At 66.8% G+C, this 14361-nt stretch carries 15 protein-coding genes and 2 tRNA genes; 13 read left to right on the forward strand and 4 right to left on the reverse strand.

The genetic code is table 11. The features are described from left to right. Positions 1–9: 9 nt before the first annotated feature. The 3 genes from NYR55_RS06475 (at position 10) to NYR55_RS06485 (ending at position 1685) form a co-directional block, all read left to right on the forward strand. The gene (locus tag NYR55_RS06475; protein WP_260020384.1) at positions 10–465 is read left to right on the forward strand and encodes a PA2169 family four-helix-bundle protein; all 456 of its coding nucleotides are present in this window, start codon (positions 10–12) and stop codon (positions 463–465) included. 715 nt (positions 466–1180) lie between these two features. Further along, on the forward strand, positions 1181–1393 hold the full coding sequence (locus NYR55_RS06480) for a cold-shock protein (RefSeq protein WP_260020385.1): 213 nt from the start codon (positions 1181–1183) through the stop codon (positions 1391–1393). Positions 1394–1469: 76 nt separating this feature from the next. Continuing rightward, on the forward strand, positions 1470–1685 hold the full coding sequence (locus NYR55_RS06485) for a hypothetical protein (protein WP_260020386.1): 216 nt from the start codon (positions 1470–1472) through the stop codon (positions 1683–1685). Positions 1686–1750: 65 nt separating this feature from the next. On the opposite strand, the gene NYR55_RS06490 is transcribed toward NYR55_RS06485, so the two are convergent. Then, positions 1751–1826: transfer RNA gene (locus NYR55_RS06490), tRNA-Ala, on the reverse strand. Between the two features lie 78 nt (positions 1827–1904). Next, a complete protein-coding gene (locus NYR55_RS06495) occupies positions 1905–2225 on the reverse strand; it encodes a TIGR02300 family protein (RefSeq protein ID WP_260020387.1) in 321 nt (106 codons plus the stop codon). Between the two features lie 113 nt (positions 2226–2338). On the opposite strand from NYR55_RS06495, the gene aroA reads away from it, so the two are divergent. The 7 genes from aroA (at position 2339) to NYR55_RS06530 (ending at position 8834) form a co-directional block, all read left to right on the forward strand. Next, positions 2339–3679, forward strand: a complete 1341-nt coding sequence (aroA, locus tag NYR55_RS06500) for a 3-phosphoshikimate 1-carboxyvinyltransferase (RefSeq protein ID WP_260020388.1) — start codon at positions 2339–2341, stop codon at positions 3677–3679. Between the two features lie 4 nt (positions 3680–3683). After that, positions 3684–4325 carry a d(CMP) kinase gene (locus tag NYR55_RS06505; protein WP_260020389.1) on the forward strand — a complete coding sequence of 214 codons (642 nt, stop codon included), beginning with the start codon at positions 3684–3686 and terminating at the stop codon, positions 4323–4325. A gap of 247 nt (positions 4326–4572) precedes the next feature. Beyond that, entirely contained in the window at positions 4573–6276 is a 1704-nt protein-coding gene (rpsA, locus tag NYR55_RS06510; protein ID WP_260020390.1) for a 30S ribosomal protein S1, read from the forward strand. Between the two features lie 176 nt (positions 6277–6452). Further along, positions 6453–6737, forward strand: coding sequence for an integration host factor subunit beta (locus NYR55_RS06515; RefSeq protein ID WP_260020391.1), 285 nt, complete (start codon positions 6453–6455; stop codon positions 6735–6737). A gap of 68 nt (positions 6738–6805) precedes the next feature. Continuing rightward, a tRNA-Leu gene (locus tag NYR55_RS06520) sits at positions 6806–6892 on the forward strand. 54 nt (positions 6893–6946) lie between these two features. Further along, the gene (locus NYR55_RS06525) at positions 6947–8392 is read left to right on the forward strand and encodes an ABC transporter substrate-binding protein (protein ID WP_260020392.1); all 1446 of its coding nucleotides are present in this window, start codon (positions 6947–6949) and stop codon (positions 8390–8392) included. A gap of 7 nt (positions 8393–8399) precedes the next feature. Continuing rightward, positions 8400–8834, forward strand: a complete 435-nt coding sequence (locus NYR55_RS06530) for a DUF4112 domain-containing protein (RefSeq protein WP_260020393.1) — start codon at positions 8400–8402, stop codon at positions 8832–8834. Between the two features lie 49 nt (positions 8835–8883). On the opposite strand, the gene NYR55_RS06535 is transcribed toward NYR55_RS06530, so the two are convergent. Continuing rightward, positions 8884–9339 (reverse strand): hypothetical protein, encoded by a 456-nt coding sequence (locus NYR55_RS06535; protein WP_260020394.1) that lies wholly within the window; start codon positions 9337–9339, stop codon positions 8884–8886. Positions 9340–9413: 74 nt separating this feature from the next. Continuing rightward, positions 9414–10268, reverse strand: coding sequence for a carboxylating nicotinate-nucleotide diphosphorylase (gene nadC, locus NYR55_RS06540; RefSeq protein ID WP_260020395.1), 855 nt, complete (start codon positions 10266–10268; stop codon positions 9414–9416). A 162-nt stretch (positions 10269–10430) separates the two neighbouring features. Between nadC and NYR55_RS06545 the strand changes: the two genes are divergently transcribed. The 3 genes from NYR55_RS06545 (at position 10431) to NYR55_RS06555 (ending at position 14358) form a co-directional block, all read left to right on the forward strand. Beyond that, a complete protein-coding gene (locus tag NYR55_RS06545) occupies positions 10431–11960 on the forward strand; it encodes a tryptophan halogenase family protein (protein ID WP_260020396.1) in 1530 nt (509 codons plus the stop codon). After that, complete coding sequence (locus NYR55_RS06550) at positions 11957–13465, forward strand: tryptophan 7-halogenase (protein WP_260020397.1); 1509 nt, start codon at positions 11957–11959, stop codon at positions 13463–13465. Before NYR55_RS06545 ends, NYR55_RS06550 begins: the two co-directional genes overlap by 4 nt. A gap of 119 nt (positions 13466–13584) precedes the next feature. Then, positions 13585–14358: a GDSL-type esterase/lipase family protein gene (locus NYR55_RS06555; protein WP_260020398.1), complete on the forward strand. Its 774-nt coding sequence runs from the start codon at positions 13585–13587 to the stop codon at positions 14356–14358. Positions 14359–14361: the final 3 nt, after the last annotated feature.

Below are 14361 nucleotides of genomic sequence, written 5' to 3' on the forward strand. Positions count from 1 at the left end.
AGAACCCCCATGGCCGATACCAGCCACGATATCCGCACCCTCAATTCGCTGATCACCACCACGATCGACAGCGTCGACGGCTATACCGAAGCCGCGAAGGATGCGGAAAACAGCCGCTATGTTCAGATGTTCAACAGCCGCGCATCCGAACGGCGTCAGGCCGCGAGCGCGCTTCAGGCCGAAGTCGCCCGGCTGGGCGGCGATCCGGAGGATGACGGCACCGCCCTTGCCGGCGCGCACCGCATGTTCCTCAACCTGAAATCCGCCGTCACCGGCCAGAACGATGCCGCCATCGTGAACGAGGTCGAACGCGGCGAGGATCATATCAAGGCGAAGTTCGAGGACGCACTGAAGGACAACGACCTGACGCCCGAAACCCGCTCCGCCATCGGTCAGGCATGGACCTCGGTCCGCGCCGGCCATGACGAAATGCGCGACCTGAAGCACGCGCTTCAGGGCAAGTAACCCGCTCCCGCCAGAGCGACGGCAACGGGCGCGGCAGGCTTCGGCTTGCCGCGCCTTTTGCGTTTGGGGGACGGCCGCGGGCCGCGGCGGAGGGGCAAGCCTGTCGCGGTGAAGGCTGGGGGAGGATGGGCTGGCCGTCGCGGCAAAGCCGCGCCGTCGGACGGGCTGGCTGCGCCACCCGCCGGCCGGCCTGCGCTCCCGCGCTGGTGCGCGGGCCTTGCGATTAGCCCCCGCTAATCGCTCGGGCGCTTGGCGCTGTCCTACACGCCCGTTCCCGGCCTATCCTCCCCCGCCCAGCCGCCCTGCGCGGCGCACGCGGTCGGGCGATCATGGCACCTCTTTGGCACCCTCACTTTCCGCACCCAGTCCCTGCGCCCCGCCGGGCGACGGCCAATGCCGCCGCGTGCCCGCGCGGTGTCGTCACCCCGCATGAAAACCGGTACAAAGTGTCCAAACTGTCAGCCAACCATCAATCCGACCGCCCGGCCGGCGGCTGCTCGGTGGGGGTGATTCCAGGGGGGACGGCCCGGCACTCCGGCCCGCGCCCCGGCCCCTCCCCTTGCGCAACGGGGGCCGCGTACCCATCTCTGTCAGGCTACAGTCGCATATCGACGGTCTTCGGCGCTTTGCGGCTCCTTCTTCCTTCATTCCCTGCTCCTGCCAGCGCGAGGCTCCGCCCGCCTTGGGCGCGGCCGCCAATATGAAGGAAATACCCATGAGCATCACCGGAACCGTCAAGTTCTTCAATTCGGACAAGGGCTATGGCTTCATCGCCCCCGACGCGGGCGGCAATGACGCATTCGTCCACATCACCGCCGTCGAACGCGCCGGGATGATCACGCTGCAGCAGAATCAGCGTCTGTCCTACGAACTGGAACAGGATCGTCGGGGCAAGACCAGCGCGGTCAATCTGGCCGCTGCGGACTGATCGACCCGACCGGCCGGGCGGCGGGCACCCCCTGCCGTCCGGTCCATATTCCCGGCCTTGCAGCGAAAGGATGATGATGGCCCAGCCGCCCTACCGCGAAAATGCCGCCCGCGCCCGCGCCGAAGCGGACGCAGCGATCCTCGACAATGTCCGCGACCGCGCCCTGCGCTCCGAGGCCGCATGGCTCCACATGGCCGACCGCCAGGACCGCACCGACCGCGCCCGCGCCGAACGCGAAGCCGCCGCCGCGACCGCTCCGGCCACTCCGACTGCTATTGCTGACGCCGATTAGGCAACACCCACCCGCCCGCGCCGCCGCGGCGCTGGCCATCGACAACGATGATCGGGAAAGGGAAGTGGTGGAGCCGAGGGGGATCGAACCCCTGACCTCTGCAATGCCATTGCAGCGCTCTCCCAGCTGAGCTACGGCCCCACATGTCCGGGAAGGCGCCTCTAACGACGCCTTTCGGGGAATGCAAGCGCCCCGATGCAGGGGCGCTCGCTTAATCCATTAATTTTCGTCTTCAGCGTCGGTGGTATCGACACCCAGATCGTCGTCACCGCCCAGATCCACCTCGTCATCAGGCGAATCGGTATCGTCGTCCGCGATGTCCAGATCCTCGTCGGCACCCAGATCGCTGTCCGTCTCGACCTTCTCGACCGGCCCCTTGGCCGCTTCGAACGGCAGCGGCTGCTTGGATTTCAGGATCGGCTCGGGATACCAGGTCGACCCGCAATTGATGCAGGTGACCGGCTCGTCCTTGGTCAGATCATAAAAGCGCGTCGCGCATTTCGGGCAGGTTCGCTTCGTGCCCCATTCCGGCTTGACCATGTGCCGCCTCTTGCCTTTCGATTCTGCTGGACCGGGCCGTGCGCTCTGGCCCGGCCTGTAAAGTGGGCGGCGCCTTGCCATAGCGCAAGCGCACTGTCAAAAGCCCGCCCGCCATGCCCGCCCACGCCCCCGCCCGCCCGCTCGAAATTGCCGCTGCCGGCCCGCTTCGTGGCACGGTCCGTGTGCCGGGCGACAAATCGATCAGCCACCGGTCATTGATGTTCGGCGCGCTGGCCATCGGCCGCACCACCGTCGACGGGCTGCTGGAGGGGGAGGACGTGCTGGCCACCGCAGCGGCGATGCGGGCGATGGGGGCGCGGATCGATCGCGGCGACGATGGCCGCTGGACGATCGACGGTGTCGGCGTCGGCGGCCTGATGCAGCCTGAACAGGCGCTCGACATGGGTAATTCCGGCACGTCCACCCGCCTGCTGATGGGCCTGTTGGCCAGCCACCGGCTGACCGCAACGTTCGTTGGCGATGCCTCGCTCAGCAAGCGTCCGATGGGCCGCGTGATCGAGCCGCTGTCCGCCATGGGTGCCGAATTCACCGCAAGCCCCGGCGGCCGCCTGCCGCTGACGATGCGCGGCCTGGTTCCCGCGGTGCCCATCGAATACACCCTGCCCGTCGCCAGCGCGCAGGTGAAATCGGCGATCCTGCTTGCCGGGCTCAACACCCCCGGCATCACGACCGTTATCGAACCGGTGCCCACCCGCGATCATAGCGAGCGGATGCTGGCGGGTTTTGGGGCTGAACTCACTGTCGAGCCATCCCCGGCCGGCCGCGTCATCCGCATTCGCGGCGAGGCTGAATTGAAGCCGCAATCGATCGTCGTGCCCGGCGATCCTTCCTCCGCCGCCTTCTGGCTGGTCGCGGCCAGCATCGTGCCGGGGTCGGACGTCACCGTCCTGAATGTCGGCATGAACCCGACCCGGTCGGGCATCGTCACGGCACTGCGCCTGATGGGCGCGGATATTGAGGCGCTGGCCGAGCGCGAGGTTGGCGGAGAGCCCGTTGCTGATCTGCGCGTCCGCCATGCGCCGCTTTCGGGGATCGAGGTGCCGCCCGACCTCGCGCCCAGCATGATCGACGAATATCCTGTCCTGTTCGTCGCCGCCGCCTTTGCATCCGGCCGGACGATCGCCCGCGGCGCCGAGGAACTGCGGGTCAAGGAATCCGACCGGATCGCCGCGATGGCCGCCGCCCTGTCCGCCATCGGCGCGCGGGTCGAGGAGGTGGAGGACGGCATGATCATCGACGGTACCGGCGGGGATCCGCTGGCGGGCGGCGCAACGATCACCACGCATCTCGATCATCGCATCGCCATGAGCCTGTCCGTCGCAGCCCAGCATTGTCGCGCGCCGGTCACGCTGGACGATGCTGCTCCGGTGGCGACCAGCTATCCCGGCTTTTTCTCGACGCTTGACGCGCTGGCCGGCGTGGCGCTGAAGTGACGGCATGATCATCGCCGTCGACGGGCCCGCAGCGTCGGGCAAGGGGACCATCGCCCGTGCGCTTGCCCGGCATTATGGCCTGCCGCATCTCGACACCGGCCTGCTGTATCGTGCAGTCGCCGCGCTGGTCCTGCGCGAGGAACTTGATCCCCGGATCGAAGCCGATGCAGTCGCCTGTTGCGACTTTCCCGATTCATTGCTGGCCGATCCCGAATTGCGCGACGATGCGGTGGGGCGCACGGCCTCCATCGTGTCGGCCCACCCGCTCGTTCGCCGCGCCCTGTTTCAGCGGCAACAGCGTTTTGCCCGCCAGCCGGGCGGCGCTGTGCTGGACGGACGCGATATCGGCACGGTCATCGCGCCGGACGCCGATGCAAAGCTGTTCGTCAAGGCAACACCCCAGATTCGCGCCCGGCGGCGCCATGCCGACCTGAAGGGGATGGGCCGCGACGTCAGCTTTGACCGGGTGCTTGCCGATATCCGCGAACGCGACGAACGCGACTCGGGCCGGTCAACCGCCCCGCTGGTCATGGCCGCCGATGCCGCACCGCTCGATACCAGCTTTCTGTCGATCGATCTGGCGGTGAAACGGGCGATCGAACTGGTCGAGGCGCAGCGAAACCGCGGGGGCCCTGCCGGGCGCTGATCACCGGCGAAACCTTGCTTTCCGCAGCCATCGGCGCTATGCGCGCGCCGTCCGAAGGGTGTGGTGCCCGACGGGGTGCGGCGCAGGGAATTTGCCCCGGGCGCCCTTTCCGCTTTGGCGGACCCCAATCGATGCCGCGTTTTTAAGGATGTCGCGCCGGGCATTCGGCCCTCGCGACGGTTCGGCCAAAAGACCGCCGGAAACAACCGGCTGGCCGGAAAATGTTATTGTTAGGAACTTCGTTTTTATGGCCACTTCGGCAAATCCCACCCGTGATGATTTCGCGGCGATGCTGGACGATATGTTCGGCGGCTCCGACGGTTTTGAAGGCCGCGTCGTCATCGGCACCGTTACCGGCATCGAAAATGATCTGGCCGTCATCGACGTCGGCCTGAAGTCGGAAGGCCGCGTGCCGCTGCGCGAATTCGCAGCGCCGGGCCAGAAGGCTGACCTGAAGGTCGGCGATGAGGTCGAGGTGTATGTCGACCGCGTCGAGAATGCGAACGGCGAAGCGATGCTCAGCCGCGACCGCGCCCGCCGCGAAGCCGCCTGGGACAAGCTGGAAGCCGAATTTGCCAAGACCGCCCGCGTCGAAGGCGTGATCTTCGGCCGCGTCAAGGGCGGCTTCACCGTCGACCTGAGCGGCGCCGTCGCCTTCCTGCCCGGCAGCCAGGTCGATATCCGCCCGGTCCGCGATGTCCAGCCGCTGATGGACATCCCGCAGCCCTTCCAAATCCTGAAGATGGACCGCAAGCGCGGCAACATCGTCGTGTCGCGTCGTGCGGTGCTTGAGGAAACCCGCGCCGAACAGCGTTCGGGCCTGATCCAGTCGCTGGCCGAAGGTCAGGTGATCGACGGCGTGGTCAAGAACATCACCGATTATGGTGCGTTCGTCGACCTGGGCGGCATCGACGGCCTGCTGCACGTCACCGACCTCAGCTACAAGCGCGTCAATCATCCGTCGGAAGTGCTGGAGATCGGTCAGACCGTCCGCGTCCAGATCATCCGCATCAACCGCGACACGCAGCGCATCAGCCTTGGCATGAAGCAGCTGGAAAGCGATCCGTGGGATGGCGCCTTCGCCAAGTATCCGGTCGGCGCCAAGCTGTCGGGCCGCGTGACCAACATCACCGAATATGGTGCGTTCGTCGAACTGGAAGCCGGCATTGAGGGTCTGGTCCACGTTTCGGAAATGAGCTGGACCAAGAAGAACGTCCACCCGGGCAAGATCGTTTCGACCAGCCAGGAAGTCGAAGTCGTCGTTCTGGAAGTGGATCAGGAAAAGCGCCGCATCTCGCTGGGCCTCAAGCAGGCGCAGCAGAATCCGTGGGAAGCCTTTGCCGAGGCGCACCCGGTCGGTTCGACCGTCGAGGGCGAAGTCAAGAACGCGACCGAGTTCGGCCTGTTCATCGGTCTGGACAACGACGTCGACGGCATGGTCCACATGTCGGACATCGCCTGGGGCATTTCGGGCGAGGACGCGCTGGCGCTGCACCGCAAGGGCGAAACCGTCCAGGCCGTCGTTCTGGCGATCGAGCCGGACAAGGAGCGCATCAGCCTCGGCATGAAGCAGCTCGAGCGTGGTGGCCCGGTCACCGCGGCTGCTGGCGATCGCCTGAACAAGAATGCGGTCGTCACCGTGACCGTGCTTGAAGTCCGCGATGCCGGCCTTGAGGTGCAGGCGGGCGACGATGGCGCAACCGGCTTCATCAAGCGGACCGACCTTGGCCGCGACCGGGACGAACAGCGCCCCGAGCGTTTCCAGGTCGGCCAGAAGTTCGACGCCATGGTCACTGGCTTTGACCGGTCCAAGAAGCCGACCTTCTCGGTCAAGGCGATGCAGATCGCCGAAGAGAAGCAGGCGGTCCAGCAATATGGTTCGTCCGATTCGGGCGCATCGCTGGGCGACATTCTGGGCGAAGCGCTGAAGGCGAGCCGCGAACAGAAGTAATTGATATGGTTGGCGGGTTTCTCGTTCGACACGGGAAACCCGCCCGCCAAATTCACCGCACAGGTTGGTTCGCTTGCTAGTGCGACCAGAAAATGCGAGAAAATCCGGGTTTCGGCAGGACAGACGGCGCCATTTCGGGCTTATACTGATCCTGGCGGTTGCCCCGGAGGATGCTCATGATCCGATCCGAACTGGTTCGCCTGCTTACGCAGGACAACCCTGAACTTTCGGTTCGCGATATCGAACGAATCGTCACGATCTTCTTTGATCAGATCACCAGCCGCCTGATGCAGGACGGCAGGGTCGAATTGCGCGGCTTTGGTGCCTTTTCCACCCGCGCCCGCGATGCCCGCACGGGCCGCAATCCCCGCACCGGCGAAACCGTTGCCGTTCAGGCCAAACGGGTTCCCTATTTCAAGCCCGGTAAGGAAATGCGCATCCGTCTGAACATGGCGGAATGATCGCCCGCGCTTGACGCGCGCGCCGCCATGCGCTTTCGCCTCCGCCATCACCGGCGCTTTCCCTTGATGCGGACGTGGCGAAATTGGTAGACGCACGGGACTTAAAATCCCTTGGGCCTTGGCTCGTGCGGGTTCGAGTCCCGCCGTCCGCACCAGGAATGCGCGGGGATCAGGTTGGCTTTGATCGGTTCACGGCATAGACCAGTGGGATGGCGCGGCTGTCCCTTATCCCCATTGCACTGATCGCGTTGGCAGCCGCATCCTGTGGCCGTCGCCCGGATGACATCCCCGTCGTCGCCAGCGTGATCGGGCCAACGCTGGGCACGGCTGGCCAGTCTGGCAATCTGGCGGATGAGCCGCAGCGCGTGCTGGCCGCAGCGACCGGGCAGGGACTGGTCAGACTGGATGCCGCCGGCGCGATCGAGCCCGGCCTAGCCGCCCGCTGGACCGTGATCGACGATGGTCGCAGCGTCGTGTTCCGGATCGGCGATGCCGAGCGGCCCGATGGCCAGCCCATGACCGCGGAAGACGCCGCCGCCGCCATTGCCCGGGGCCGCCGCCTGCCGGTGGGCCAGTCGCTGCTCGCCCCGGTCGATGAAGTCGTCGCCATGACGCCCCAGATCATCGAAATCCGCCTGCGCCGCCCGATGCCGGACCTGTTGCTGCGCCTTGCCCAGCCGGAATTTGCCGTGACGGCCGGGGGCGGCAGCGGACCGATGCGGATCGAAGATCGCGCGCGGGGTGCCATCGTCCTTGCCCCCGCCTACGACCCCGCACGGGCGGACAGCGCATCGGAAGCGGAACCAGCGCCTGCCGACACCATCCAGTTGCGCGGCGAACCCGCCGCCATTGCGGTCGCCCGGTTTGTCCAGCGCCACAGCGACCTGGTGCTGGGCGGCAGCTATCGCGACTGGCCGCTGGTCGAGCGGATGGGGGCAGGCAACGCCAATATCCGCATCGATCCGGCCCATGGTCTGTTCGGCCTTGCCGTGACCACACGGAAAGGGTTCCTGGCCGATGCCGCCAATCGCGAGGCACTGGCAATGGCGCTGGACCGGGCGGCGATCACTGCAGCCTTTCGCCCCGACTGGCCTGCCGTCGACACCATCCTGCCCGCCCCCATGGATCTGGGCCGCGAACCGACACGACCGGCCTGGCTGACACAAAGCCTTGAGGAACGACAGGCAACGGCCCGGGCACGGGTCAGCATCTGGCGATCGCGTAACGGCGGGCAAAAGCCGGTCATCCGCCTGGCCTTGACGCCCGATGGCGGCGGCAACCTGTTATGGGGCAGGATCGGCCCCGCCCTTGCCGCAATCGGGCTGCGCGTCGAACGGGTTTCGCCCGATGCCGACGCGGATCTGCGCGTGATCGACCGGGTTGCCCCGTCGGATCAGGCGCGCTGGTTCCTTGAAAATGCGTGCCGCCCCTGTGGCAGCGTAGCGCGCGAGGCGATCCTGGCGGCGCGGGATGCCGCCGATGCCGAAACCCATCGCGAGCGGCTGGCGGCTGCGGAAGTGGCGCTGGTCGATGACCATGCCTATATTCCCATTGCGCGCCCGCTCCGCTGGTCGCTGGTCGCGCTCAGGCTGCGCCGGTTTCAGACCAACCCCCGCGCCTGGCACCCGCTGGATCAGCTGCGCGAAGGGAAGTGACCGGACAATGGCTGGTGGCAAGGGACTGGGACGCGAAGAGTTTGCCCGAATGGCGGCAAAGCTGCCGGTTCGCACCGATCCCGCATCCGTGCGGCGCCGGATCGAGGCGATGGAGCACCTGCTCGAACGGTCGATCAAGATTCCCGGCATTAATTACCGCATCGGGCTGGACGTCGCGCTCGACCTGCTGCCCATCGGCGGCACGACGATCGGCGCGATCATGGGCGGTTATATGCTGTGGGAAGCGCGCAACCTGGGCATGGGCAAGGGCGCGATGCTGCGAATGTCAGCCAATGTGGCGTTTGACTGGTTGCTCGGCCTGATCCCCTGGATCGGCGCGGTACCTGACCTGTTCTTCCGGTCCAACACCCGCAACCTCCGGATCATCCGTCGGCATCTGGATCGGCATCACCCCTCGACCGTGGTGATCGATCAGGGCTGAACGCTGCCGGCGCGGCCTGTCTGGCCGCGCCGTGTATCGGCATAAACGATCAGCCGAAGGTGCGGTCGACCGGCTCCTCGTTCCCGTCGCCCCGGAACCATGCGGTCGCATCGGCGCGGAACAGCATGACCGTCGCGGCCAGGGTCAGCCCGACGACCACGACATTAATGATGGTGTTCAGCATGCCGGTCTGCGCCATGTTGATGAACGCCAGCGGCAGCGACAGGACGGAAATGGCGCACAGGATGGTGATGATCCACTTGCCGACGGTGCTCGCCCGCTTGGACACCAGCCACCAGAACAAAAGCGAAAACAGCACGCCGACCAGCGTCACGCCGCCAAGGATGCCGGGGATCATCCCGGCCATTTCCGGATTGGCGGCAAAGGCCGGATTATCGAGCATCTGCTGATTGGCCGTCTGCCAGCCAAGGCCGACACCGATCACCCAGACGACGATCGATGCGAGGTAGAAACGGTCGAACTGAACGATCGATGCAGGCTTCATGATGTGGATGTCCTCCCCGAAACAGAAGTCGCGATCCTAGCGCGCGCCGTTCGCCGCGCAACCGTCCATCCGCCTCAGATCGCGGCAAAATCCAGCCCGATATCGGCGGCAGGGGCAGACTGGGTCAGCCGCCCGACGCTGATATAGGTAACGCCCGTTTCCGCGATCGCGCGGATCGTTTCCAGTCGCACCCCGCCGGATGCCTCGGTCGGCACCCGCCCGCCGACCAGGATCACCGCCCCGCGCAGCGATGCGGGGTCCATGTTGTCGAGCAGCAGATGTGTCGCCCCGGCCGTCAGGGCGGGCTCGATCTGGTCCACCCGGTCCACCTCGACGATGATGCGTTCGACACCGGCGGCCACGGCGCGGCGCACCGCCTCTTCCACCGATCCGGCGACGGCAACGTGGTTGTCCTTGATCATCGCCGCGTCCCACAATCCCATCCGGTGATTGGTCGCGCCGCCCATCCGGGTGGCGTATTTCTCGACGATGCGAAGGCCCGGGATGGTCTTGCGCGTATCCAGCAACGTCGCGCCCGTCCCCTCGATCCGGTCGACATAGCTGCGGGTCAATGTCGCAATGCCGGACAGATGCTGCACCGTGTTCAGCGCCGACCGTTCGGCAGTCAGCATCGCCCGCGCATTTCCGCGCAGCCGCATCAGGTCCGTGCCCGCCGCCACTCGTTCACCATCCTGAACCAGCCGCTCGATCTCGACATCGGGATCCAGCGCGCGAAAAAACGCCTCTGCAATCGGCAGGCCGGCGACGATGATCGCATCGCGGCTGTCCATCACCCCTTCGAACCGGGCATCAAGGGGAATCACAGCCTCCGACGTCACGTCGCGGCCCGTGCCCAGATCCTCGGCCAGGGTCGCGCGGACAAAGGCGTCAAGGTCGAACCCGTCCAGGGTAAAGGTCGGCAGGGACATTGGCGGCACTCCTGAAACGGTGCGCCGGGTCATGCCGGTCCCCGCGCGCACCCGCAAGCCGCTACCGCCCGATTGTCTGCAACAGGCTGGTGTTCCAGCGGGTGCCGCCGGGGACAGTCATGCCCTCTGGCCGCGCGGTCAGAAACTTGCCACAACGGCACCATGACAGGCGTTGACGGCGGCATGATCCCGCGCACCCGGGTGGTGGTGCTGGGCGGCGGAACGGCGGGGTGGATGACGGCGGCGGCGCTCATCCGCCATCTCGACGGCATTGCCGATGTGCACCTGATCGAATCGGCCGAAATCGGGATCGTCGGGGTTGGCGAGGCGACGTTGCCGCACGTCCGCGAATTCGTGACCGGCCTTGGCATTGACGAGGCCGCGTTCATGGCCGCCACCAACGCCACGTTCAAACTGGGCATCGATTTTCAGGATTTCGGCGCGATCGGCGAACGCTATATCCACCCCTTCGGCACCTATGGTCAGGATCTGGCCGGGGTCGGCTTTCACCATTTCTGGCTCCGCGCGCAGGCAGCGGGCGCGAATGCGCCGATCGGCACCTATTCCATGGGTGTCCGCATGGCAGAGGCACGCCGCTTCGCGATCCCCGATCTGAGCGATGGCAGCATCGCGTCGACCTATGGCTATGCCTATCAGTTCGATGCCACCCGCTTTGGCCCGTTCCTGCGCGACTATGCGGTGACGCGCGGCGTCGTGCGGACCGAGGCAAAGGTGGTGGAGGTGATCCGCCATGGCGACAGCGGCGATGTCGCGGCACTCCGCCTGGACAACGGGTCGGTCATCGAGGGCGATCTGTTTGTCGACTGTTCCGGTTTCCGCAGCCTGTTGCTGGGCGAAACCATGGGCGCAGCGTGGGAGGACTGGAGCGGCTGGCTACCCTGCGATCGTGCCGCCGCCCTGCCCTGCACCTCGCCGCCGGGCGAAATCGAACCTTATACCCGCGCCGTCGCCATGCCCGCCGGGTGGCGCTGGCGCATTCCGCTGCAGCACCGGGTCGGCAATGGCTATGTCTTTTCGTCCAGCCATGTGTCGGAGGATGAGGCGTGCGCCGCGATCCTGGGCGCGGTGGAGGGCAAGCCGCTGGCCGATCCCCGCATCCTGCGCTTTCGGGCCGGGCGGCGGCGCGAAAGCTGGGTCGGGAATGTGGTTGCCATCGGCCTTGCCTCCGGCTTTCTGGAGCCGCTGGAATCGACCAGCATTTATCTGGTGCAGATGGCGATCACGCGCCTGATCGACCTGTTCCCGGCCGATGGCATGCACGATGCCGACCGCGCCGAGTTCAACCGGCTGGTCGACATGGAATATGACCGCATCCGGGATTTCCTGATCCTGCATTACAACGCCACGCGCCGCACCGATTCCGATTTCTGGAACCATGTGCGCACCATGGCGCTGCCCGACAGTCTGGCCGACAAGCTGGACCTGTGGCGCCGGGCCGGCCGCGTCAGCAAATATGGCGAGGGGTTGTTTTTCGAGCCGAGCTGGATCGCGGTCTATCTGGGCCAGGGCATTGTGCCCGACGCCTATGACCCCCGTGCCGACCTGCCCCCCGCTGCCGGTCTGAAGGCCGCGCTGGGCGGGCTGGAACGGGAAATCGAGGCGACGGTCGCGCGGATGCCGGGGCATCGCGCCTATCTGGAAAAAGAGGCGGAGCGGCTGGCCGCGGCATGACGGTAGCGGGTGCAGCATCGCGGCCTGCGCTGGCACGCATCGCCATTTTCGGCGGCGGCCCGGTGGCGCTGTCGGCCGCGCTTGTGCTGGCGCGCACGCTGCCCGGCGCCCAGATCCGGGTGATCGTCCCGCGCGAACCGCAAGGCGCGATCGCCGACATGGCGCATACCGGCCTGCCGATGCTGGCCCGATTCTTTGAACGGGTCGGGCTGGACGAGGATATGCTGCTTACCCGGACAGGGGCGACGCACCGGCTTGCCTGCCGGTATCGCGGCTGGGGGCCCAACGACCCCTGGTTCACCGGCCATGGCGCTGCACCCAATCCCGCCCTGATCGGCGGATTCGTCGGGCAGGGATCCGGCCGGGCAGGGGCAAGCGCGGAGATGGACCGGCCGGCGGGTCCGGCGGCGGCGTTGGCGGCACTGGGCCGCTTTGCTGAACCGTCCGACGATCCCGCCTCGCCGCTCAGCGACCTTGATTATGCGCTGCGCATCGATCCCGGGGCCTATGTGCGCCTGCTGATGAGTGCTGCGCAAGGGGCGGGCGTGACGGGGGGCCCCGGCGAACCGGTCGCGCTCGACCGCGATCCGGCGGGCATGATCCGCTCGGTCCGACTGGCCAATGGCGAGGAGGTGGCGGCGGACCTCTACCTCGATTGCACCGGACCCGGCGCCCGGCTGTTCGCGCTGGCACAGGCCGATCAGCGCCAGGACTGGACCAGCCAGCTTGGCTGCGACCGGTTGATGCTGCCCGCCCGCCCGGCCCAGCCGATGACGGCGCCCGTCGATGACTGGGTCGCCGTGCCGGAGGGGTGGATTTCGGTTTCGCCGGGGCGCGATCGCACGCATCTGATGCTTGGCTATGCCAGTGCGGCGACGACGGACGACGCCGCTGCGGCCGCGCTTGCGCGCACCACGGGCGCAGAGCCCGGCCCGATCGTCCCCGTCCGTCCCGGGCGGCTGAACGACCCGTTTCAGTTCAATCTGGTGGCGCTTGGCGATGCGGCCGCGTCGCTCGAGCCACTGGGCTGGACCAACCTGCATCTGGCGATGGGCCAGATCGACCTGCTGGCCGAATTGCTGCCCGGCCGGGACATCATCCCTCAGGAACGGGCGGAATATAACCGGCGCGCCGGGATGCTGGCCGACCGGGTGCGCGATTATGTCGCCGCCCATTACGCGCTGCCCGGCCTGCCCGCCGGCCCCTTCTGGACGCGGGTGGGGACGCTTGACCGGTCGGAAAGCCTTGCGCGCACCCTGGGCGAGTTCACCCGCCGTGCCCGCCTGCCCTATTTCGAGGAGGACAGCGTTCCGCGCGACCTATGGCTGCAACTCCTGCTCGGCATTGGCATGACGCCGGGGGCCAATGGCAGGCTGCTCGGCACGCCCGATGCGGAACGCCAGGCGGCACAGCAGGCACACCGGCTGGGCGTAGAGGCGGCGATCGCATCGGCCCGCCCCTATTCCGCATGGCTGCAGGACCGGCTGGTTCGACAGACGGGGTGATCGGCAACCGCGATCATCGGCGATTGCTAAAGCGGGGCGGGCTGGGCTAGATCGCTGCGGGATATTATCAGACAAAAGGACGGCGCCCTTGCGCGGTCCGGCATTGCTAGTTGGGAGGGATGATGAATCAGGTCGGCACCGGACGCGGCATGCCCATTGCGCGTCGGCACCTGCTGGGACTGGCGGCTGCGCTGCCGCTGACCGGCGTTGCTGGCGCAGCGCAGGTGCGCGATACGGTGCCCGGCGAAAGCTGGGACGCGCGCTGGCAGCGTTTGATGCGAGAGGATTATCCCCACCTGTTCCGCTATCGCGCCGAAAATGCCGAGGTGCTGGCCGCCGGAAAGCCCGTGGGCATCGTGTTCATGGGCGATTCGATCACGGAAGGATGGCGCGGCAAGCGACCCGCCTTTTTCTCGGCCGGACGCATCGGGCGCGGCATCGGCGGCCAGACGACACCGCAGATGCTCGCCCGGTTTCAGCAGGATGTGGTCAACCTGAAGCCGCGCTATGTGCATCTGATGGCCGGCACCAACGACATTGCCGGCAACACCGGCCCGATGTCGGCAGAGGACACGCACAATAATTTCCGCGCCATGGCCGCGATTGCCAAAGCGAACGACATCGGCTTGATCCTGGCATCCATCCCGCCTGCATCGGCATTTCCATGGCGACCGGGCCTCGACGTGCTGGGGCCCATCGCTGCCCATAATCGTTGGCTTCGTCAGTTCGCCGCCGAGCAGAAGGCGACCTATGTCGATTACCACCCCGCCCTTGCCGGGCCGGATGGGGGCATGAAACCGGGCATGGCGGACGATGGCGTCCACCCGACCGATGCGGGCTATGACGTCATGGCCAGCGTCCTGTCCCCGGTGCTCAAGCGGCTGAAGGTCTGATCC

The organism is Sphingomonas sp. BGYR3, assembly GCF_025153455.1.
In the GTDB taxonomy this organism is placed as follows: Bacteria; Pseudomonadota; Alphaproteobacteria; order Sphingomonadales; family Sphingomonadaceae; genus Sphingomonas.